Origin of the sequence: Burkholderia sp. E168m22, assembly GCF_001319805.1 — a bacterium.
In the GTDB taxonomy this organism is placed as follows: Bacteria; Pseudomonadota; Gammaproteobacteria; order Burkholderiales; family Burkholderiaceae; genus Burkholderia; species Burkholderia orbicola.
Genome location: NZ_BBSK01000086.1, coordinates 1 through 20,778 on the forward strand (window position 1 = coordinate 1; position 20,778 = coordinate 20,778).

General features: G+C 68.7%; 18 protein-coding genes. 9 read left to right on the forward strand and 9 right to left on the reverse strand.

Annotated features, from left to right (window positions below):
* Nucleotides 1-58 precede the first annotated feature (58 nt).
* Nucleotides 59-1,384: an MFS transporter gene (locus AP428_RS19505; RefSeq protein WP_011694744.1), complete on the reverse strand. Its 1,326-nt coding sequence runs from the start codon at nucleotides 1,382-1,384 to the stop codon at nucleotides 59-61.
* A 44-nt stretch (nucleotides 1,385-1,428) separates the two neighbouring features.
* Nucleotides 1,429-2,613: a M20 aminoacylase family protein gene (locus AP428_RS19510; RefSeq protein ID WP_011547568.1), complete on the reverse strand. Its 1,185-nt coding sequence runs from the start codon at nucleotides 2,611-2,613 to the stop codon at nucleotides 1,429-1,431.
* Nucleotides 2,614-2,794: 181 nt separating this feature from the next.
* On the opposite strand from AP428_RS19510, the gene AP428_RS19515 reads away from it, so the two are divergent.
* Nucleotides 2,795-3,697 (forward strand): LysR substrate-binding domain-containing protein, encoded by a 903-nt coding sequence (locus AP428_RS19515; RefSeq protein WP_011547569.1) that lies wholly within the window; start codon nucleotides 2,795-2,797, stop codon nucleotides 3,695-3,697.
* 173 nt (nucleotides 3,698-3,870) lie between these two features.
* On the forward strand, nucleotides 3,871-4,191 hold the full coding sequence (locus tag AP428_RS19520) for a pyrimidine/purine nucleoside phosphorylase (protein WP_006478890.1): 321 nt from the start codon (nucleotides 3,871-3,873) through the stop codon (nucleotides 4,189-4,191).
* 104 nt (nucleotides 4,192-4,295) lie between these two features.
* On the opposite strand, the gene AP428_RS19525 is transcribed toward AP428_RS19520, so the two are convergent.
* The 4 genes from AP428_RS19525 to AP428_RS19540 form a co-directional block, all read right to left on the reverse strand.
* Entirely contained in the window at nucleotides 4,296-4,628 is a 333-nt protein-coding gene (locus AP428_RS19525; RefSeq protein WP_006482964.1) for a hypothetical protein, read from the reverse strand.
* A 483-nt stretch (nucleotides 4,629-5,111) separates the two neighbouring features.
* On the reverse strand, nucleotides 5,112-6,899 hold the full coding sequence (locus AP428_RS19530) for a chloride channel protein (protein WP_011547571.1): 1,788 nt from the start codon (nucleotides 6,897-6,899) through the stop codon (nucleotides 5,112-5,114).
* A 32-nt stretch (nucleotides 6,900-6,931) separates the two neighbouring features.
* A complete protein-coding gene (locus AP428_RS19535; RefSeq protein ID WP_012339858.1) occupies nucleotides 6,932-7,345 on the reverse strand; it encodes a MarR family winged helix-turn-helix transcriptional regulator in 414 nt (137 codons plus the stop codon).
* A 119-nt stretch (nucleotides 7,346-7,464) separates the two neighbouring features.
* Nucleotides 7,465-8,640: an HPP family protein gene (locus AP428_RS19540; RefSeq protein ID WP_011547573.1), complete on the reverse strand. Its 1,176-nt coding sequence runs from the start codon at nucleotides 8,638-8,640 to the stop codon at nucleotides 7,465-7,467.
* Between the two features lie 364 nt (nucleotides 8,641-9,004).
* On the opposite strand from AP428_RS19540, the gene AP428_RS19545 reads away from it, so the two are divergent.
* Nucleotides 9,005-9,973 (forward strand): LysR family transcriptional regulator, encoded by a 969-nt coding sequence (locus AP428_RS19545; RefSeq protein WP_011694767.1) that lies wholly within the window; start codon nucleotides 9,005-9,007, stop codon nucleotides 9,971-9,973.
* 25 nt (nucleotides 9,974-9,998) lie between these two features.
* Here the strand turns inward: AP428_RS19545 and AP428_RS19550 are convergent, their stop codons facing one another.
* Nucleotides 9,999-11,363: an MFS transporter gene (locus tag AP428_RS19550; RefSeq protein WP_011547575.1), complete on the reverse strand. Its 1,365-nt coding sequence runs from the start codon at nucleotides 11,361-11,363 to the stop codon at nucleotides 9,999-10,001.
* 64 nt (nucleotides 11,364-11,427) lie between these two features.
* Entirely contained in the window at nucleotides 11,428-12,366 is a 939-nt protein-coding gene (locus AP428_RS19555; RefSeq protein ID WP_041489385.1) for a 2-hydroxyacid dehydrogenase, read from the reverse strand.
* 113 nt (nucleotides 12,367-12,479) lie between these two features.
* On the opposite strand from AP428_RS19555, the gene AP428_RS19560 reads away from it, so the two are divergent.
* The 6 genes from AP428_RS19560 to AP428_RS19585 all read left to right on the forward strand — a co-directional run bounded on the left by AP428_RS19560 (nucleotide 12,480) and on the right by AP428_RS19585 (nucleotide 19,583).
* On the forward strand, nucleotides 12,480-13,388 hold the full coding sequence (locus AP428_RS19560) for a LysR substrate-binding domain-containing protein (protein WP_011547577.1): 909 nt from the start codon (nucleotides 12,480-12,482) through the stop codon (nucleotides 13,386-13,388).
* Nucleotides 13,389-13,670: 282 nt separating this feature from the next.
* Complete coding sequence (locus AP428_RS19565) at nucleotides 13,671-14,702, forward strand: TRAP transporter substrate-binding protein (RefSeq protein ID WP_011547578.1); 1,032 nt, start codon at nucleotides 13,671-13,673, stop codon at nucleotides 14,700-14,702.
* 3 nt (nucleotides 14,703-14,705) lie between these two features.
* Complete coding sequence (locus AP428_RS19570) at nucleotides 14,706-16,592, forward strand: TRAP transporter large permease subunit (protein WP_011694766.1); 1,887 nt, start codon at nucleotides 14,706-14,708, stop codon at nucleotides 16,590-16,592.
* A gap of 8 nt (nucleotides 16,593-16,600) precedes the next feature.
* Nucleotides 16,601-17,686: a LacI family DNA-binding transcriptional regulator gene (locus AP428_RS19575; RefSeq protein ID WP_041489641.1), complete on the forward strand. Its 1,086-nt coding sequence runs from the start codon at nucleotides 16,601-16,603 to the stop codon at nucleotides 17,684-17,686.
* A complete protein-coding gene (locus tag AP428_RS19580; protein ID WP_011547581.1) occupies nucleotides 17,683-18,705 on the forward strand; it encodes a D-isomer specific 2-hydroxyacid dehydrogenase family protein in 1,023 nt (340 codons plus the stop codon). The genes AP428_RS19575 and AP428_RS19580 overlap by 4 nt, the downstream gene beginning before the upstream one ends.
* Complete coding sequence (locus AP428_RS19585) at nucleotides 18,702-19,583, forward strand: amidohydrolase (protein ID WP_011547582.1); 882 nt, start codon at nucleotides 18,702-18,704, stop codon at nucleotides 19,581-19,583. The genes AP428_RS19580 and AP428_RS19585 overlap by 4 nt, the downstream gene beginning before the upstream one ends.
* 90 nt (nucleotides 19,584-19,673) lie before the next feature.
* On the opposite strand, the gene AP428_RS19590 is transcribed toward AP428_RS19585, so the two are convergent.
* Nucleotides 19,674-20,762: a calcium:proton antiporter gene (locus AP428_RS19590; protein WP_011547583.1), complete on the reverse strand. Its 1,089-nt coding sequence runs from the start codon at nucleotides 20,760-20,762 to the stop codon at nucleotides 19,674-19,676.
* Between the last annotated feature and the right edge of the window lie 16 nt (nucleotides 20,763-20,778).

Consider the following 20,778-nt stretch of genomic DNA (forward strand, 5'->3'; position numbering starts at 1 on the left):
CCCCCGATGCGGGCGCGTGACGTCAATCACGCTTCACGAGCCGCGCATCGTCTGCTACTCAGTCCAGCGCCTTCCCCGCCTTTTCCTCCATGCAGCGAATCGCGAGCAACGTCATCGCACCACAGCCGATCGCATACCATGCCGGCGCATTCGGATTCCCGGTTGCCGCGATCAACCACGTGACGAAGAACTGCGCGAAGCCGCCGAAGATCGCGACGCCGACGCTATACACGAGCGCACCGCCGGTCGCACGCACGGCCCGCGGAAACAACTCGCCAAGCATCGCGCCGGTCGCACCGATGTTGATCGAATGCACGATCGACAGCGCGGCGATGATCGACAGCAGCGACACGGCGCCCGGCCAGCGGTTCAGCGCGATGAACGCCGGATAGATCGCGGCCATCAGCACGATGCGCGTCCACCAGACGATCCGGTTGCGCCCGAACACGTCGGACAGGTGGCCGCCGATCGGCGTCACGAGCATCAGGATCGCCCCGGCGACGCAGCCGGCCGTCATCGACAGCCAGGTCGGCAGGTGCAGCACCTGCACGCCGTAGATCGCCATGTAGAACACGATGATGTAATGGATCGACGTGCCGCCGATCGTCACGCCGAGGCCCGCGAACACGGCCTTGCCGTGATGGCGCAGCACGTCGGCGAGCGGCAGCGATGCGACCGGCTCGTCGTGCGCGGCGGCGGGCGCGGGCACCGCCGCAGGCACTTCCTCGACGGTGCGGCGCAGCCAGTAGCCGAGCGGCACGAACAGCGTGCCGATGATGAACGGCACGCGCCAGCCCCAGTTTTCGAGTTGCGCGGCACTCAGCGTCGACGTCAGCGCCACGCCGGTGAGCGCGCCCGCGAGCGCGGCGAGCCCCTGGCTCGAGAACTGGAACGACGCATAGAAGCCGCGACGATGCTGCGGCGCCTGTTCGAGCAGCAGCGTCGTCGATGCGCCGACTTCGCCGCCCGACGCGAACCCCTGCAGCAGCCGTGCGAGCACGAGCAGCAGCGGCGCGGCGATGCCGATCTGCGCGAAGGTCGGCGCGACCGCGATCGTCGCAGTGCCGAGCGCCATCAGCAGCAGCGTGAGGATCATCGCCTTCTTGCGGCCGGCGCGGTCCGCATACATCCCGATCACGAGCCCGCCGAGCGGACGCGTGACGAAGCCGACCCCGAAGCTCGCGACCGCGAGCATCAACTGCCCGAACGACGAATGCACGGGAAAGAACAGCTTGCCGATCAGGAGCGCGAAGAAGCTGTAGACCGTGAAGTCGTAGAACTCGAGCGCGTTGCCGACGGCCGCGGCCGCGATCAGCCGGCGCTTCTTCGCGGCGGCGCGGGCATCGACCGGCGTGCCGGCGAACGGAAGAGCGGACGTTTCCATGGGGTTCCCCCGGGTTGAGCGCGAAACTGCGTGGTGAAGGGCCGTCAGGCCGCGAGCCAGGCTTCGGCGACGCGGACCCAGTAGCTCGCGCCGATCGCGAGGATGTCGTCGTTGAAGTCATAGCCGGGGTTGTGCACCATGCAGCCGCCCTTGCTGCCGGTCCCGTTGCCGATGAACGCGTAGCAGCCGGGGCGCGCTTCGAGCATGAACGCGAAATCCTCGCTGCCCATCAGTGGCGCGGCGTCGGTTTCGACGCGTTCGGCGCCGAGCATCTGCTGCGCGATGTCGGCCGCGAACGCGGTCGGTTCCGCGTGATTGACGAGCACCGGGTAGCCGTAGTCGTAGTCGACTTCCGCGGTGACGCCGAAACTTTCCGCCTGGCCTTTCGCGAGCGCTTCGATGCGACGCGCGAGCAGCGCGCGCACGTCGGCGTTCAGCGCGCGCACCGACAGTTTCATCACGACGGTTTCGGGAATGATGTTGAAGGTTTCGCCAGCCTGCACGCTGCCGACCGTGATCACCGCCGCATGCTGCGCGTCGACCTCGCGCGCGACGATCGTCTGCAGCGCGACCATGATGCTGCCCGCGGCGGACATCGGATCGCGCGCGAAATGCGGCATCGCGCCGTGACCGCCGACGCCGCGCAGCGTGATCGTCACGCGGTCGGCCGACGCCATCGCGGCGCCGGTGCGGAACGCCATGTCGCCGGCCGCGCGGCCCGGCATGTTGTGGATTGCGAAGATCGCGTCGCACGGGAAACGGTCGAACAGGCCGTCGTCCATCATCGCCTTCGCGCCGCCGAAATTTTCCTCGGCCGGCTGGAAGATCAGGTTCAGCGTGCCGGAGAACTGACGCGTCGCCGCGAGATGGCGCGCCGCGCACAGCAGCATCGCGGTGTGGCCGTCGTGGCCGCATGCGTGCATCTTGTTCGCGTGGCGGCTCGCGTACGGCAGGCCGGTGGTTTCCGCGAGCGGCAGCGCGTCCATGTCGGCGCGCAGCCCGACCGTGCGCGTGCCTTGCCCTTCGCGCAGCACGCCGACCACGCCCGTCTTGCCGATGCCGCGATGCACGTCGTAGCCCCAGCCGGTGAGCAGCTCGGCGACGAGGTCGCTCGTGAGCGTTTCTTCGAATGCGAGTTCGGGATGGGCGTGGATGCGGCGGCGCACCTCGACGAGCTCGGGGGCGATCGCGGCGATGCCGGGGATGACGGGGTTCACGGCTTGCAGCATGGTGTCTCCTGTGGGGCGGGGGGAGCGTTTGACGCGCATATGACGACCAAGCATATAAATTTCTTTTGGGTACCAGAAGCTGCTAAATTGCTTTGGTGCACACCGTCGGTTGCCGCTCGGGAATACCCTGAGCCACTGCGTCGCGCCGCGCACAGGGTTTCCACGAATCACGCATTGCCCCATGAAATACCATCAGCTGAAAGCGTTCGTCACCGCCGCGGAGGAAGGCAGCATTCGCGCGGCCGCGCGGCGCCTGAACGTGTCGCCGGCCGCGCTGACGAAGGCGGTCAAGGAGCTGGAGATCGCGCTCGGCGTATCGCTCGTCGTGCGTACCGCGCGCGGCGTGCAGCTCACTGCGTTCGGCCAGCAACTGCAGGTGCGCGCGCGGCTGATCGTCGCCGAAATGCAGCGCGCCCGCGACGACATCGAGCAGGCGCAGGGCGCAATGACGGGTTCCGTCGCGGCGGCGATCACGCCCGCGGCGGCGGTGACGATCCTGCCCGACGCATTCCGCGCATTCCGGCGCCGCTTTCCGGTGGCACGCGTCAATCTGGTCGAAGGGTTTCCGGGCGTCGCGCTGCCGCGTCTGCACGACGGTTCGCTCGATTTCGCGGTGGCCGTCGTCGTGCCCGAACTGCTGGCCGCCGAGTTCGATCATGCGGAGCTCTACGCGAGCCGCTCGCTGATCGTCGCGCGCAAAGGGCATCCGCTCGCGTCGGCCACATCGCTCGCCGATCTCGTCGAGGCCGACTGGCTGATGAATCCGTCGCCGGAAAGCTCCACGCAGGTGCTGTTCAACTCGTTCGTCGCGTACGGGTTGCCGGTGCCCGCGCGTGTCGTCGAATGCCCGAGCTTCGGTCTCGCGCACAGCCTGATGACCGGTTGTGACCTGATCGCATCGATGCCCGAGCAATTGCTGCAAGGCGAGTGGGCGCGCGATCAGCTCGCGGTGCTGCCGATTCGCGAGCGCTTGCCGGCCGTATCGGTGCAGGTCGTTACGCGCCGCGACAGCCCGCTGACGCCGGCCGCAGCGATGCTGCTCGATTGCCTGCGCGATTCCGCGCGACGCAAGGGGCTGCGATGAACACATGCCCTGTGCGGATCGCGTAGTGATCCTGATGATTGCGTGCCGGGCATGCGCCGGCCGCGTGCCATTGCGGTGTGCGTCGCGCAAGCCGGTATCATAGCGACCGGCCCGCCGCTCCGGCCGGCCTCCTACTCCATCGCCATCAAGCATCCAGCAATCAGAGGCATCACATGACCAGTGCAACCCAATTCGACAACGTATCGGTCGTCAAGCGCGCGAACGTCTATTTCGACGGCAAGTGCGTGTCGCATACCGTGCTCTTCCCGGACGGCACGCGCAAGACGCTCGGCGTGATCCTGCCGTGCGCGCTCAACTTCGGCACGGATGCGCCCGAATTGATGGAAGTGCAGGCCGGCAAGTGCCGCGTGAAGCTCGACGGCAGCAGCGAATGGCAGACCTACGGCGCCGGCGAATCGTTCTCGGTGCCGGGCAAGAGCCGTTTCGACATCGAAGTGCTCGAAACGCTCGATTACGTCTGCAGCTACCTGTAAGACCCGCGCCCTGCGCGCGCGGTAAAGAAAAAGCCCCGCCGAAGCGGGGCTCGTCGCAAGCGGATGGCGCAAGGCCATCCGAAGCGCCTGTTCTCGTTACATCGTTACAGGCAGGCGTTGATGTCGCCGGCGGACGCTGCATCGCCGCGCACGCCGACCCAGGTCTTCGCACCGGGCTTCCACGACGGACGAACCATCGCGGCGGCGCCGTTCGGCGGCTGCTGGCCCGGCGCGTACACGTCGGTCGCGAGGCCGTTGGCCAGCACGTTCTGCGAGATCACCTGTTGTTGCGACTTGTCGGCCCAGGTCTTGGCGATGCACGCCGAGACATCGGGCGCGTCTTTCTGGCTTTGTCCCACGTTCTGCACGGCAGGTTCAGCGGCATGAGCAGAAATTGCCACGGTCAATGCGATGAGCGGTAAGTATTTCACGTTCACGTTATCTCCCTCGAGTCGTGATTGATTGAGTGGGATGCGCAGCAGTGCTGCGTGCAAGTGAGATCGCATCGGGCAGGCACGGTTCCGGTGATTCCGAAACAAGTTGTTAACGCGCTTGCCAAACGGCGGCTCGGATGCTGCGCATGTTGCTGCGGCGCGGCATGCGTCATGTACGGCTCGACGTCATGCGGCGCGCGGTCGGTGCGCTGCCCGGTCGTGGTGTGGTGAGTGGATGGTCGCGGCGGGCGGCATGTGCGTGCATGCCGTGCCGCGACTCTTTATCTGATGGCGAAGTGGAATGGCTAATGAATGGCCCCGTCGCATGAGCACCATGATGACAAACTTTCGTCTGGCGAATTGTTAACCAACTTTAAACGAAGGACAGCGGCGGGAGGCGATGCAGCGCGCGACGGGCGCGCGGCATCGTGCAGCGAGGAGAGGTGGGGAAGCGATGCGCGGCGGGTGCCGCGCATGCGGGCCGTGTCAGCCGGCCTTGCGCGAACTGAAGTCGCGCAGGTTGACCGGGACGACCGGACGGAAGCGCTCGCGTTTGTGTTCGTCGTCGAAGTGCTGGAGCGCCGGCTTGATCAGGTCGCTGCGCGACACGATGCCGGTGATGCGCAGCGATTGCTCGTCGGCGACCACCGGCAGGCGTTCGAGGCCGAGCATCGCGAGGCGCGACGCGACGACACGGCAGGGTTCGTGCGCCAGCGCGACGGCCGGCGCGCGGTCGGCGAACGCGGCCGAGATCGGTGTGTCGGCGCCGGCCCGCGCGCGCTGTGCATCGAGCGTTGCACGGTCGACCAGGCCGAGCAGGCGGCCGTTCTGCACGACAGGGTATGCGCGGTGCGTCTGCGTCGCGCCGAAGTATTGCGTCTCGACGGTATCGAGCGTCGCCGCGCCGTCGATCGCGACGAGCCGATCGGCCGACGTCATCACTTCGCCGATGTCGTGCCGCTCGAGCGGATCGACGCCGTATTCGCGATAGATGTGATAGCCGCGGCGCGCGATCTTTTCCGTCATGATCGAGCGCTTCATCACGACGGTCGCGAAGCCGTGCGCGACGAGCGTCGCGGCGAGCAGCGGCAGCAGCGCATTGGCGTCGTGCGTGAGGCCGAACGCGAACACGATCGCGGTGAGCGGGGCGCCGAGCGTCGCGCCGAGCGTGGCGGCCATGCACACGAGCGGCCACAGCGCCGGATCGCCGCCCGGCAGCACCGGCGACAGCACGGTGCCGAGGCCGGCGCCGAGCATCAGCAACGGGGCGAGCACCCCGCCCGAGGTGCCGGAGCCAAGCGCGATCACCCACATCACGGCCTTCACGATCAGCAGGGCGAGCGCGATCTTCAGCGCGATGTGCTGGTGCAGCAGGTCGCCGATCACGTCGTAGCCGACCCCGAGCGCGCGCGGTTCGAGCCAGCCGCCGATGCCGATCACGATCGCGCCGAGCGCCGGCCACCACATCCAGTGCACGGGCAGTTTCGCGAAGGTGTCTTCGACGCGGTAGAGCGCCGCCGACAGGCCGCACGCGAGCATGCCGGACAGCAGGCCCGCGACGATGCACGACAGCAGCGCGACGGGCGTCGGCGCGGCGGTCGTCAGCGGAAACAGCGGATCGACGCCGAAGAACACCGTGCGTGCGAAGCCTGCCACCGCGCACGCGAGCGCGACCGGCAGGAAACTGCGCGGACGCCATTCGAACAGCAGCAGCTCGACCGCGAGCAGCACGGCGGCCACCGGCGTGCCGAACACGGCCGTCATGCCCGCGGCCGCACCGGCGACGAGCAGCGTCTTGCGTTCGGCGGCGGTCACGTGCACGCATTGCGCGATCAGCGAGCCGAGCGCGCCGCCCGTCATGATGATCGGGCCTTCGGCGCCGAACGGGCCGCCGCTCCCGATCACGACGCCGGACGACAGCGGCTTGAGGATCGCGACCTTCGGCGACATGCGGCTCTTGCCGAACAGGATCGCCTCGATCGCTTCCGGAATGCCGTGGCCGCGGATCTTCTCCGAGCCGAAACGCGCCATCAAGCCGACGATCAGCCCGCCGATCACCGGGACCGCGATCACCCATGCGCCCAGCGTGTTGGTCGCGGGCGAATGCTCGGCGAACGAGAACTGCCGGAAGAAGAACAGGTTCGTGAACAGGCGGATCAGGCTCAACAGCACGAACGCGGCAAGCGTGCTGAGCAGGCCGATCCCGGCGGCCAGCAACGCGATCCTGGGCAGGCGTGCGTTGGTCGAGAAATCGCGTTTGTGTGGGGCGTTCATCGGAGTGGGAGTGAGAGTGGCAAGGGCAAGGGTCAGGAATCGATCTGGGGAACCTGGAACGCGCCCTTGAGCGACTTCAGCTCGGCGCGATGCATGGCTGCGAGACGGGCGAGCAGCGTTTCGCCGGCCGGTTCGAGGTGGACTTCGACCTGGCGGCGGTCGGCTTCGCTCGGCTTGCGCTTCACGAGCCCGAGCGCTTCGCAGCGCGTCACCAGCGCCACGACGCCGTGGTGCTGCGCCTGCAGGCGTTCCGCGAGCTCGCCGATGGTCGCCCATTCGCGATGCGGATAGCCCTTGATGTGCAGCAGCAGCAGGTATTGCAGCGGCGTCACGCCTTCGCTTTGCGCGGCGCGTTCGGAGAAGCGCTCGAAGCGGCGCATCTGGTAGCGGAACTCGGACAGTTGCTGAAAATCGCTTTTCGCCAGCGCGCGTCGGGTATCGGTCATCGAGGTCGGGCAGTCGGTTACGGTGGCGATTAATATATCACAACATGACATAAATGGACGCAATCGTGCGGAATGGCTGCATTCCGCGTTGCGCGGGCGGGTACGGGGCGTGATGCGCGCTACGCGGCCTCGAGCATTTGGGTCTGCTGATAAAGGCCCGTGACGAGATCCGTCTGCGTGATGATGCCGACGAGCCGGTCCGACGCATCGACGACCGGAATATGGTGGTGGCCCGAATGCGTGAACAGCGGCACGAGCGCCGTGATCGGCAGCGTTTCCGGCACCGACGCGACGTCGCGCGTCATCACGGACGCGACGCTCGCGGGCCGGCCGCCGAACGATTGCGGCAACCGTGCGGACAGGCGCTGCCACAGCGGGGCCGGACGGCGCGGCGGGCGCGTGAGGTCGGCGCGCGTGACGATGCCGATGAGGCGGCCTTCGCCGTCGACCACGGGCAGCGCCTTCACGCGATGGCGGTCGAGCAGCGTGAGCGCGGCCGCGACCGACGTCGACGGCGCGACCTCGATCGCATGTTTCGTCATCAGGTCGGCGCACTTCAACTGGCCGAACGTGCGCGTATAAGCCTGCATTTCGGTTTCGCGCAGCAGCGTTTCGAGATCGTCCGGATCGACGTCGAGCCATTCGCTGCGACGCTTCAGCACTGCATCGAGGTCGCCGCGCGTGAAGCCGCCGCGCGCCGGTGCGGCGGCGCCGGCCTGCGGTTTCGCTTCGGGCCGCACGCCGCCGTGCGGGTAGCGGTGCCCGGTCAGCGTGTGATAGACGAGCGCGGCCGACAGCAGGATCGCCGATTGCAGCGCGATCGGCTGCAGGACGAAGCCGAAGCCGAGCGCATGAATCGCCGGGCCGCCGACCACGGCCGTGAGCGCGACGGCGCCCGACGGCGGGTGCACGCAGCGCAGCGCGAACATGCCGCCGATCGCGCAGGCGATCGCGACCGCGGCGGCCGTGATCGGATCGACGATCCATTGCGCGCACGCGACGCCGACCGTCGCCGCGACGAGATTGCCGCCGATGATCGACCAGGGCTGCGCGAGCGGGCTTGCCGACACCGCGAACAGCAGCACGGCCGATGCCCCCATCGGCGCGACGAGCAGCGGCACGAGGCCCGGCACGCCGGGCAGCAGCCGCATCGTGACGCCGACCGTCGCGATGCCCACGAGCGCACCGGCGCACGAGCGCAGGCGCTCGCGCCAGCCGAGGGTCATCGGATGGGGTATGAAGCTGTGCAGCCATTGCCGCAACGTGCGGCGCGACGGGGAGGAGCCTGACGACATGGACGGTAAGCGGTAAAAATCGACAACGCGGGGGGGCGCGGCGACGAGCGTCGAATTATATCGTGTTGTGATACAAATTGCCGCGCCGCATCATGCCGTTGCACGCGCGCGACGCGCAAGCCTTGCAAATTCCTTTCATCCCATGAGAGCTTGCGCATGCGTAACCGCGCAAATTTGTCTGCAGCGGCGTACAATTCGGCGCACTGAATTCCCCCGTCATGCCAGAACCCCGTCCGCGATGCCCGCTCTCCTGCCTTCCCCCCGGCCCGGTGATCGATTCGACGTGGTTCGCGGCCGTGTTCCGTTGCGCCTCTGACGCGAGCGCCGCCGACGCCTCCCCACTGACTCTCCCCAAGCCAATTCAATGGACATGCTCGAAAACATGCGCCTGTTCGTGCGCGTCGTCGAAGCCGGCAGTTTTACCGCCGTCGCGAAGGAAATCGACGCGACCACCGCGCAGGTGTCGCGCGCGGTCTCGAACCTCGAAGCCCACGTACAGACGCGCCTGCTGCATCGCACGACCCGCCACCTCGGCCTGACCGAAAGCGGCGAGCGCTATTTCGAGCGCGCGAAATCGATCCTCGCGGAACTCGACTACGCGAACGCGGAGGCGCGCAACGCGCTGCTGCGGCCGAGCGGCAAGATGCGCATCCATGCGATGACGGGGCTCGGGCAGAGTCATGTCGTGTCGTCGATCGTGCGTTACCAGGAGGACAACCCCGACGTGTCGGTCGAGCTGACGCTGGCGCAGCGGATGCCGAACCTGGTCGAAGAGGGGTATGACGTGTCGATCGTGACCGCGTCGCAGTTGCCCGATTCGGGCTATGTCGCGCAGACCTGCGGCACGAGCTGCAGCGTACTCGTCGCGTCGCGCGAGTATCTGGCCCGGCACGGCACGCCGCAGACGCCCGACGAACTGCCGAACCACGTCTGCCTGCGCCTCGACACGCCCGCCTCGCCGGCCGGCGAATGGCGGCTCGAGCGCAGTGACGGCGAGGAAGCCGTCTACGAGCTGCAGCCGGCGCCGTTCCAGGTCAACGTGCCGGACGCGCTGTGCGTCGCGGTGCGGGCCGGCCGCGGAATCGCATGCGTGGCGCTGTATACGGTGCTCGACGATATCCGCGAAGGGCGCCTGATCCGCGTGCTGCCCGATTACCGGCTGCAGACGGTGAGCGTCTATGCCGTCTACGCGACGCGCCGCTATCTCGATGCGAAGATCCGCACCTTCCTCGACCACCTGCGCACGACGCTCACGCCCGCGCTGGAGAACGATCTGCGCGAACTCGACCGGCTGACGACCGAGCACGTGCCGAGCAGCCGCCAGCGCGCGTGACGGCGCCTGCGTGCCGCCGCGGCGCTCATGCGGCCGGCGCGATGCGGATGCGCTCGAAGCGGCCCGCGAGCCACACGTACGCCGCAATGCCGATCAGCCCGTGCGCGGCGACGAACCACAACGCACCGGCGAACGAACCCGTGCTCGCGACGAAGTAGCCGATCACGAGCGGCGTGACGATTCCCGCGATGTTGCCGAGGCCGTTGAACACGCCGCCGCTCAGCCCGACCATGCCTTCCGGCGCCGTGTCGGCGAGCACGGCCCAGCCGACCGCCGCAAGCCCCTTGCCGAAGAACGCGATCGTCATCAGCGTGATCACGATCGCGTTTGACGATGCGCCGTTCGCGAGCACGAGCAGCGTCGCCATCGCCATCCCCGCGACGAACGGCGTCTTGCGCGCCCGCGACGGATGCATGCCGCGCCGGATCAGCCAGTCCGACAGCACGCCGCCGAGCACGCCGCCCGTGAAGCCGCAGATCGCCGGCAGCGCGGCGACCCAGCCGGCTTCCATGATCGTCATCCCGCGCCCCTTGATCAGGTAGATCGGGAACCACGTGATGAAGAAGTAGGTGAGCGCCGTGATGCAGTACTGGCCGATGTAGATCGCCCACAGGTTCCGGTGGCGGAACAGTTGCGACACGTCGTGCCACGACACGCGCGGTCGCTCGCGCACGCGGTTCGCCTCGAGATCGACGAGCGCGCCATGGGCGCGCAGGTAGTCGCGCTCCGCGTCGGTCACGCGCGGGTGGCCGTGCGGCTCGCGATACCACGCGAACCACAGCGCGGCGAGCGCGATGCCGAGTAGCCCCATCCACAGGAATACGTGTTCCCAGCCGAGCGCATGCGTGAGCCACGCCATCGCCGGCGTGAACAGCACGACGGCCATGTATTGCGCGGAATTGAACAGCGCCGACGCGGTGCCGCGTTCGGCGGTGGGGAACCAGCAGGCGACGATCCGCGAATTGGCCGGAAACGCCGGCGATTCGACGAGACCGAGCATGAAGCGCATCACGAACAGCGCGAGCGTCGCGGCCGCGCCCTGCAACGCGAACCCGCCGACCGTGCCCTGCAACATCGTGAATACCGACCACAGCAACAGGCTCAGGCCGTACACGCGCCGCGCGCCGAAGCGGTCGAGCAGCCAGCCGCCCGGAATCTGGCCGATCGCATAGGCCCACGCGAACGCCGAAAAGACGACGCCGAGCTGCACGGGCGTGAGTCCGAGGTCGTGCGCGACGCCGGTGCCGGCGATCGACATCGTCGCGCGGTCCGCATAGTTGACGACGGTGACCGCGAAAATCAGCGCGAGGACCGCATAACGGACGCGGCCGATCGTGCGCGACGCGGCGGGCGATGCGGCGAGCGCAGCGCCGCTGGATCGATTGGACATGCATGTCTCCTGGCCTTCGTCGTGCGAAGGCATCGGTGTTGTAACGGGAAGGGACGTGCCGCGCTCAGCGCGTGACGCTGGTCGGCGGGCGCTGGCCCGCGAAGCACGCGGCGAGGTTGGCGAGCACGATGCGGCCCATTTCCTCCCGCGTTTCATGCGTGGCGCTCGCACGGTGCGGCTGCACGACGACGCGATCGAGTTCGAGCAGCGCGGCCGGCACGTGCGGTTCGTTCGCGAACACGTCGAGACCGGCGCCGGCGATCGTGCCGTCGGCCAGCGCGCGCACGAGCGCGGCTTCGTCGACCAGCTTGCCGCGCGCGACGTTGATCAGGAATCCTTGGGGGCCGAGTGCCGCGAGCACGTCGGCCGTCACCAGCACGTTGCCGTGATCGGCCGAGGCCGCGATCACGAGCACGTCGCTGTCGCGCGCGAGCGCGGCGAGGTCGGGTACGAAGCGATAGCCACTGTCGCGCTGCTCGCGCGGGCCGAAGTAGCTGACGGGCATCCGGAACGCCTGCGCGCGTTGCGCGATCGCGCGTCCGACGCGTCCGAGTCCGACGATGCCGAGCCGCTTGCCCGTGACCTGCGTCGCGAGCGGCTGGGCCGCCTTGCCCCAGCGGCCGGCGCGCACGATCCGCTCGCCGGCGCCGAGGTCGCGCAGGGTCATCAGGATCAGCCCCAACGCCATGTCGGCGACGTCGTCGGTCAGCACGTCGGGGGTCGTGGTCACGTGGATGCCGCGCGCCCGGGCGCGCTCGAGATCGACCGCATCGGTGCCGATGCCGTTGATCGCGACGATCTCGAGCGCGTCGAACCGGTCCATCAGCGCGGCGGACAGGCCGTTCGCGCCGCCCGTCACGACGCCGCGAATGCGCGGCGCCACGCGATCGAGCAGCGCGTCCGGTTGCTCGGCCGCATACAGCCGATGCACGGTGTAGCGGGCGGACAGTTCGGCGTCGATGGTGGCGGGCAGCGGCTGGGTCAGCAGGATGTCGATGGTCATGAAGGTCTCGGTCGTCGTGCGCGGCGCGGGCCGTGCATCAGGTGGAACCGAGTATAGAAATCGCATCGATATCGGTCTAACATCAAAAGACTATCGATTGATTCAAGATTTGGATGATTGAACTGCACCAGCTTCGCTGCTTCGTCGCGGTCGCCGAAGAACTGCATTTCGGCCGCGCGGCCAGGCGGCTCTTCATGACCCAGCCGCCGCTCAGCCGGCAAATCCAGTTGCTCGAGCACGCGCTCGGCATCGCGCTGCTCGAGCGCAGCAGCCGGCAGGTGAGCCTGACCGCGGCCGGCGAACGCTTCCTGCGCGACGCGCGGCACATCCTCGAATTCTCCGCGCGCGCCGAGCAGGCCGCGCAGCGCGTCGCGCACGGCGGGGCCGGGCGCATCACGCTCGGTTTCACGGCCGTCAGTGCATACCGGATGATCCCGGTGCTGCTCGCGCACGCGGCGCATGCGTTGCCGGACGTCGACGTCGAATTGCGCGAAATGGTGTCGACCGTGCAGATCGACGCACTCGCGTCGCGGATGCTCGACGCGGGTTTCGTGCGCCAGCGCGCCGCGCGCCAGCCGCTCGAATACCGGCTCGTGCAGCGCGAACCGATGCTCGTCGCGGTCGCGGAAGGCGCGCCGCTCGCGGCCTATGAGCAGATCGGCCCCGACGAGCTCGACCGGCAGCCGTTCATCGCCTATTCGCCGAACGAGGGCAAGTATTTCCACGACATGATCTCGGGGATGTTCGCGGGCGCCGGGCGGCTGCCGAACTACCTGCACTACGTCGGCCAGACGCATACGATCCTCGGTCTCGTGCGCGCGGGGCTCGGCGCGGCGCTGGTGCCGGCGTCGGCGCGCGAGCTTCATGTGGACGGCGTGGTGTTCCGGCCGCTGGCGGGCGTCAACGCGGCGGCCGAGTTGTATCTCGCGTGGCGCGCGGACAACGACAATCCGGCGCTGCCGGTGTTCAACGCGATGGTCGAGCGGTTTCTGACCGAGAGCACGGACGATCCGGGCGTTTAGCGACGCGCTTGCCCGCACGAACGGGCGCTCGCGTACCGCGAAAAGTCGGTCGTCTGATGATTGAAAACATGATCTCGAATTCTTTTCGGCACCTCCGGAATACGTAGAAAAACGGCGATTTTTCATACGAATTTCGCCTGAAACGAGCCGCATACCCTTCAGATTTTCCATCTCGAACACGGGGAAACCCCCATTTTTCTCTTATCGGTCGTCGTATTACTGTATCGATACACTAAATCGATACAGTCGCGTCGCGAGACGCACTCGCACAGGAGACGACTCATGAATACCTACACCCGGCGGCGCTTTCTGCAGACGGTGTCCGCCGCCACGCTCGCGGCCGCGGGCGGCTTGCCGGAAAGCGTGCGCGCGCAGCAGCCGGTCGTCACGCTGCGCTGCTCGTCGTCGATGCCGGCCGACCAGAACGCCGCGCACTACGTGTGGTACGAGCGTCTCGCCGCGAACCTGAAGGCGAGCGTGGGCGACGCGATCCGGGTCGACTACTTTCCGAACAGCCAGCTCGGCAAGGAAAGCGACGTCGTGCAGCAGGTCAAGATCGGCGCGATCGACATGATGATCGCGGGCTCGTCGATCTGGGCCACGGTCGCGCCGGAGCTCGGGATGCTCGATCTCGGCTACCTGTTCGACAGCTACGCGCACGTCGCGAAGGCGCTCGACGGCTCGGTCGGCACGAGCCTGAACGCGCTGCTGCAAAAGCGCGCGGGATGCTCGGTGCTGACCTGGGGCTCGCATTTCGGCGGGCGCTGCGTGTTCACGAAGCAGCCGGTGACGGCGCTGTCCGGCCTGAAGGGGACGAAGCTGCGCGTGCTGCCGACGCCCGCGTTCATGGATACCTTCAAGGCGATGGGCGCGGTGCCGACGCCGATTCCGTTCGGCGAGCTGTACATGGCCGTGCAGACGGGCGTCGTCGACGGTCTCGAACACGATCCCGCCACGGTGCTCGCGAGCCGCTTCGACGAGATCGTGAAGTCGTGCTGGCAATCGCGCCACGTGTTCGCGGCGATGACCGTCGTGATGGGGCGGCGTGCGCTCGACCGGATTCCGGCCAATCTGCGGCCCGCCTTCGACCGCGCGGTGGCCGACGCGACCGTGCAGCAGCGCGCGATTGCCGCGCAGAAGGCCGCGCAGGCGGAGCAGGCGCTGAAGCAGCGCGGCATGGCGTTTTACCCGCTGGCCGATGGCGAGCGCGCGGCGCTGCGGCAGACGATGCAAGACCGCCTGTATGCGGCGTTCGCGAAGCAGTATCCGGCCACCGCGCCGCTGTTTCCGGCGATTGCCGCCGCGCGGGGGTGAGCGATGGACATGCACTCCGTGTCGGGCGCCGCGCCGGCTCCCGCTGCCGGCCAGCCGGCGCATCGCGTCGCCCGCGTGCTGGATGCGGCGCTGCGCCGGCTCGAGTATCTGTCGGCCGTGGTCCTCGCCGTCGACGTGCTGGTCGTGTTCGTGTCGGTCGTGTTCCGCTATTTCCTGCACGACCCGGTCGACTGGGCCGAGGAAGTGGCCAGCGCGCTGATGATCGTGCTGGTGTTCTTCGGCGCGGCGACGGTGCTGGGGCGCAGCCAGCATGTCGGCATCGACGTGTTTCGCGGCCGGCTGCCGGCACGCTGGCAGGGCGCGCTGATCCAGGTCGGCCACTGGATCGTGGCGGCCGTCGCGCTGAACCTGCTGGTGTCGTCGTGCCAGTTGCTCGCGGATTCGTACGACCAGCTGACGACGGGCGGCCTGCCGGGCTGGATCAACGGGTATCCGATGATGTTCGGCGCGCTGTTTATGACCGTATTCGCGCTCGCCAATGCGCTGAACGCGCCGCGCCGCCGGGTGATCGGCACGTTCGTGTGCTGTGCGGCGCTCGCGGGCGCCGTGTACGGCTGGAACGCGCTGTGGCCCGCGCAGGCGGTCGCGCCGGGCACGCTGCTGGTCGCGGGCTTCGTCGGCGGGCTGGTGCTCGGCGTGCCGATCGGGTTCGTGCTGGCGTTTTCGGCGCTGCTGTATTTCCTCGCCGATCCGACGCTGCCGCTGCTCGTCTACTCGCAACAGGTGATGGCCGGGGCCGACCACTTCGTGCTGCTCGCGGTGCCGTTCTTCGTGCTGGCGGGGCTGCTGATGGAGACCAACGGGATGTCCGCGCGGCTCGTCGAGCTGCTGCTGCGGATCTTCGGGCGCGTGCGGGGCGGGCTCGGCCTGATCGTGATCTTCGCGACGGCGTGCTTTTCCGGCGTATCGGGCTCGAAACTGGCCGATATCGCGGCGGTGGGCGGCGTCGTGATGCCGGCGGTGCGCCGCGCGCGGCAGGACCCGAACGAAACCGCCGCGCTGCTCGCGTGCAGCGCGGTGATGGCCGAGACGATTCCGCCGTGCGTGAACATGATCATCATGGGCTTCGTCGCGAACATCTCGATCGCCGGGCTGTTCGTCGCGGGGATCGTCCCGGCGGCCGTGCTGGCCGCGTCGCTCGCGGTCGTGACGGTGATCACCGGGCGCAAGATCGACGTGGCCGAGGTGTTCGGCGAGCGTCGCGCATGGCTGCCGCTGGCGGGCGGCGCGCTCGTCGCGCTGGTCATGGTCGCGATGATCGGCAAGGGCGTGACGTCGGGGATCGCGACGTCGACCGAAGTGTCGGCGTTCGCGGTGGTCTACGCGCTCGTCGTGGGCTGGATCGCGTTTCGCGAACTGACGTGGCGCTCGGTCGGCCGCGTGTTCGTGCGCGCCGCATCGATGGCGAGCGGTATCCTGTTCATCGTCGCGGCGGCGTCGAGCGTGTCGTTCGCGCTGTCGATCGAGCAGATTCCGGCCCTCGTCTCGGGCACAATGACGGCGTTTGCCCATCAATACGGCGCGACGATGTTCCTGCTGCTGGCGGCGCTGCTGATGATCGTGTTCGGCGCCGTGCTCGAAGGCGCGCCCGCGCTGATCATCTTCGGGCCGCTGCTCGCGCCGATCGCACTGCAGCTCGGTATCAATCCGCTGCATTTCGGCACGGTTGTGGTGGTGGCGATGGGGTTCGGGTTGTTCGCGCCGCCGGTCGGGCTCGGGCTGTTCACGACGTGCGCGATCACGGGCACCGAGGTCGGGCGCGTAGCTCGGCCGATGGTGAAATACCTGCTGGTGCTGTTCGCTGCCCTCGTGGCGCTGATCTTCGCACCGGCGTTTTCGTTGTGGCTGCCGGCCCATTTCGGCCTGTAGCCCGTTCCATGCAAGACGACATGAGTACGATTCAGGACGTGGCCCGTCATGCGGCCGTTTCGGTCAGCACGGTTTCGAACGTGCTCAACGGACGCACCGACCAGATGAAGCCGGAAACGCTCGAACGCGTGAAGGCGGCGATGGACGCGCTGCAGTACCGGCCGAGCACGCTCGCGCGCCAGCTCAAGACGGGGCAGACGCCGCTCGTCGGGCTGCTGGTGCCGTCGATGGCGAACCCGATGTACGGCTACATCGCACGCGAGATCGAGGCCTGCGCGCAGGAACGGTATGGCCATCGCGTGCTGATCGGCAACACGTACCGCGATGCGCGCAAGGAGGCGTCGTTCTTCGACGATCTCTATGCGCACGGCGTGCGGCGCGTGATCGTGATCTCGTCGCTCGCCGACGAAAGCCACCTCGAGCGTGCGGCCGAGCGGGGGATGACGGTCGTCAGCTACGACCGTCGCGCGACACCCGGCGAGCAATCGAAGGTCGATCACGTGACGGCCGACAACGAGGCGGCCGCGCGGCTCGCGACGCGCCGGCTCGTCGAAGCGGGCCATACGCGGCTCGCGTTCGCGACGGTGGCCGGCGTCACCGTGAGCCGCAGCGACAAGATCCGCGGCTTTCTCGCCGTGGCGAGCGAGGCGGGCGGCGCCACCCAGGCGCGCGTGCTCGACGGCGGCCCCGCGAACGAATACGGCGACTCGGTGATCGTCGATGTCGGGCGTGCGCTCGGCGTCGAGCTCGCGGCCGATCCGGCGCGGCCGACCGGCATCGTCGCGGTCAACGACCTGTTCGCGCTCGGCCTGATGGCCGGGCTGCGCGACGGCGGCTTGCGGGTGCCGGACGATGTCTCCGTCATCGGGATGGACGGTCATTTCCTGTCGGCGATCTCGTGGCCGGCGCTCACCACGGTGCAACTGCCCGTCACCGAAATGGCCGGCGAGATGGTGCGGCGCGTGATGCGGCAAGAGGGCGACGCGCCGGCCGCATCCGGGCAATGCGTGTTCGCGGACGTGACGCTCGTGGAGCGCGCGTCGGTGGCGTCGCCGCCGACGCAGGCGGCCGGCACGCGGGGGGATTACGCATGACGCGCGTCTACGTCACGCATCCGGCCGGGATGATCGACCACTACTACGGCGCCAGCGCGTTGCGCGCGCTGCGCGCGATCGCGGACGTCACCTGCAACCCGCACGATCGCGAACTCGACACGGACGAGCTGATTGCCGCCGCGCAGGGATGCGACGCGATCATCGCGTACCGGCAGACGCCGGCGCCTCGCGCGCTGTTCGCGGGGCTGCCGGCCCTCGCCGCGTTCCTGCGTTGCGCGGTCGACATCCGGACGGTCGACGTCGCCGCGGCAAGCGCGTTCGGCGTGCTGATCACGCAGGCGAGCCCCGGCTTCGGCCCGGCCGTCGCCGAATGGGTCGTCGGCGCGATGATCGAGCTTGCGCGCGGGATCGGCGGCTACGCGGACGCGTATCACCGCGGCGCGCCGCCGGTGCCCCGGATGGGGCGAGAATTGCGCGGCAGCACGCTCGGCCTGATCGGCTATGGGCAGATCGCGCGCCATCTCGCCCCGGTCGCGACGGCGCTCGGCATGCGCGTGCTCGTCAGCGATCCATACGTACGGGTCGACGCGCCTCCGCTCGAACAGGTCGACTTCGCCACGCTGCTGCGCGACGCGGATTTCGTCGTCTGCCTTGCGCCGGCCACGCCGGCCACCGCGAATCTGATCGATGCGGCGGCATTCGCCGCGATGAAGCCGGGCGCGTGCTTCATCAATGCGTCGCGCGGCGAACTCGTCGACGAACAGGCGCTGGCCGACGCGCTCGCCAGCGGGCGGCTGGCCGGTTGCGCGCTCGACGTCGGCCGCGCGGCGGACCAGATGCCGACGCCCGCGCTGGCCGCGCATCCGCGCGTCATCGCGACCCCGCACATCGGCGGCCTGACGCTGCCGGCGATCGAGCATCAGGCGCTGGAGACGGTCGACCAGCTTGCTGCGTTGCTCGACGGACGCGTGCCGACCGGCGCGGTCAACGCCGCGCAGGCGACGCGGCTCGCGCGCTGGCGCGCATCGCATGCGTCCGTCGCACCGGGCGGGCGATGACGCGCGACGAGGCGGGCGGCACGCGGTTCGCCAACGCGTGCGATTGCCATATCCACATCTACGACGATGCGTATCCGCTCGCGCCGACGGCGACGTTTCGACCGCCCCATGCGCCGGTGGCTGCCTATCGGCGCATGCAGCAGGCGCTCGGCCTCACGCGTGTGGTCGTCGTGCAGCCGACCGGCTATGGCTTCGACAACCGGTGCACGCTCGACGCCTTGGCCGCACTGGGCCCGCAGGCGCGCGGCGTCGCGACGGTACCGGTCGACGTGCCGGAGGCCGAGCTGGAACGTCTGCATGCCGCCGGCATGCGCGGCGTGCGCTTCATGATGCTGGCGGGCGGCACTGCGCAATGGCGCGATCTGGAGCGGATGGCCGCGCGGATCGCGCCGCTCGGCTGGCATATCGACCTGCAGTTCGACGGCCGCACGCTGGGCGAGATCGAGGCGACGCTGTCGCGGCTGCCTGCGCGTATCGTCATCGATCACACGGGCAAGTTCCTGACGCCCGTCGCGCCGGATGCGCCGTCCTTCCTCGCACTGCGACGCCTGCTCGATCGCGGCCACGCATGGGTGAAGCTGTCCGCGCCGTACGAGACGTCGCGATCCGGCGCACCGGGCTACGACGATGTCGGGCGGCTTGCCGCCGTGCTCGCGCGCGGCCATTCGGCGCGCTGCGTGTGGGGCAGCAACTGGCCGCATCCGAACGCGTCGCCGCCGCCCGACGATGCGCGTCTGCTCGGCTGGCTGCACGATTGCGCGGCCGACGACGCGATTGCCGGCGCGATCCTGGTCGACAACGCGGCTGTGCTTTATGGATTTCACGCGGACACGCAGCCCGAAACCGCCACGTCATGCGCCATCGCCCCCGTCCGGTAACGGCGGCGTGAAGCGAGGCAGAGGGAGGAGACTTGAAGACGTGCGCGCGGCCCGGCGGAGAGCATCCGGCGGGCCGCGCGCAGCGGGACGTCAGTGGGTGAACGACAGGAACAGATAGGCGGCGAACAGCGCGACGTGCACGACGCCGTGCAGCACCGTCGTGCGCCCCTGGCTCAGCGTGAGCGTGCTGACCAGCAGCGTGAGCGCGAGCAGCACCGTCTCCATTGCGCCGATCCCGAGCGTGAGCGGCTGGCCGACCCAGATGAACACGGCCGCGACGGTCGGGATCGTGAGCCCGATGCTCGCGAGCGCCGAACCGAGCGCGAGGTTCATGCTGGTCTGCAGGCGGTTCGCGCGCGCGGCGGTGACGGCCGCGAGCCCTTCCGGCAGCAGCACGAGCGCGGCGATCACGATACCGACCGCGGCTTCGGGCGCGCCGAGCTTCAGCACCGCATGCTCGACGGCCGGCGACAGCAGCTTCGCGAGCAGCACGACCGCGACCAGGCTCGCGAACAGCAGCACCATGCTGGTGATCGCGGTGCGGTTGCTCGGCGCCGCCGCGTGCACCGCTTCGTCGGCGGTGTCGTGCGCGGCGAGGAAGTAGTCGCGGTGGCGCACGGTCTGCACGAACACGAACGCGCCATACAGCACGAGCGATGCGACGCCGGCGAACGCGAGCTGCGATTTCGAGAAGAACGGGCCCGGGGCGGCGCTCAGGTAGTTCGGCATCACGAGCGACAGCACCGACAGCGACGCGAGCACCGCGAGCGCCTTGCTCGCGCCGCGCCCCTGGAAGTCCTGTTCGCCGTGCTTCCATGCGCCGACCAGCAGGCAGATGCCGACGATGCCGTTGCAGATGATCATCACGGCGGCGTAGACGGTGTCGCGGGCGAGGCCCGATTTTTCCGGGCCCGCGCCGAGCATCACCGATACGATCAGCGCGACTTCGATGACGGTCACGGCGACCGCGAGCACGAGCGTGCCGAACGGTTCGCCGACACGGTGCGCGACGACTTCCGCATGGTGGACGGCGGCGAACACGGCGCCGGCGAGCGCGGCGGCGAACACCGCGATGACGAGGCCTTCGGCCGGCACGACGCGCGACAGCGCGAGTACCAGCCAGGCGGCAAGCGGGGCCCAGAGGGTCCAGCGCGGGAGCTGGTTGGACGAGAGCGGCATGGAGGGTTTCCTGATG

Coding starts and splice junctions, on each gene's coding strand:
- AP428_RS19520 (WP_006478890.1), top strand. CDS start 3,871: ATGACCAGTGCAACCCAATTCGACAACGTATCGGTCGTCAAGCGCGCG.
- AP428_RS19575 (WP_041489641.1), top strand. CDS start 16,601: ATGCAAGACGACATGAGTACGATTCAGGACGTGGCCCGTCATGCGGCC.
- AP428_RS19560 (WP_011547577.1), top strand. CDS start 12,480: ATGATTGAACTGCACCAGCTTCGCTGCTTCGTCGCGGTCGCCGAAGAA.
- AP428_RS19590 (WP_011547583.1), bottom strand. CDS start 20,762: ATGCCGCTCTCGTCCAACCAGCTCCCGCGCTGGACCCTCTGGGCCCCG.
- AP428_RS19555 (WP_041489385.1), bottom strand. CDS start 12,366: ATGACCATCGACATCCTGCTGACCCAGCCGCTGCCCGCCACCATCGAC.
- AP428_RS19585 (WP_011547582.1), top strand. CDS start 18,702: ATGACGCGCGACGAGGCGGGCGGCACGCGGTTCGCCAACGCGTGCGAT.
- AP428_RS19510 (WP_011547568.1), bottom strand. CDS start 2,613: ATGCTGCAAGCCGTGAACCCCGTCATCCCCGGCATCGCCGCGATCGCC.
- AP428_RS19580 (WP_011547581.1), top strand. CDS start 17,683: ATGACGCGCGTCTACGTCACGCATCCGGCCGGGATGATCGACCACTAC.
- AP428_RS19515 (WP_011547569.1), top strand. CDS start 2,795: ATGAAATACCATCAGCTGAAAGCGTTCGTCACCGCCGCGGAGGAAGGC.
- AP428_RS19570 (WP_011694766.1), top strand. CDS start 14,706: ATGGACATGCACTCCGTGTCGGGCGCCGCGCCGGCTCCCGCTGCCGGC.
- AP428_RS19505 (WP_011694744.1), bottom strand. CDS start 1,384: ATGGAAACGTCCGCTCTTCCGTTCGCCGGCACGCCGGTCGATGCCCGC.
- AP428_RS19530 (WP_011547571.1), bottom strand. CDS start 6,899: ATGAACGCCCCACACAAACGCGATTTCTCGACCAACGCACGCCTGCCC.
- AP428_RS19545 (WP_011694767.1), top strand. CDS start 9,005: ATGGACATGCTCGAAAACATGCGCCTGTTCGTGCGCGTCGTCGAAGCC.
- AP428_RS19535 (WP_012339858.1), bottom strand. CDS start 7,345: ATGACCGATACCCGACGCGCGCTGGCGAAAAGCGATTTTCAGCAACTG.
- AP428_RS19540 (WP_011547573.1), bottom strand. CDS start 8,640: ATGTCGTCAGGCTCCTCCCCGTCGCGCCGCACGTTGCGGCAATGGCTG.
- AP428_RS19550 (WP_011547575.1), bottom strand. CDS start 11,363: ATGTCCAATCGATCCAGCGGCGCTGCGCTCGCCGCATCGCCCGCCGCG.
- AP428_RS19565 (WP_011547578.1), top strand. CDS start 13,671: ATGAATACCTACACCCGGCGGCGCTTTCTGCAGACGGTGTCCGCCGCC.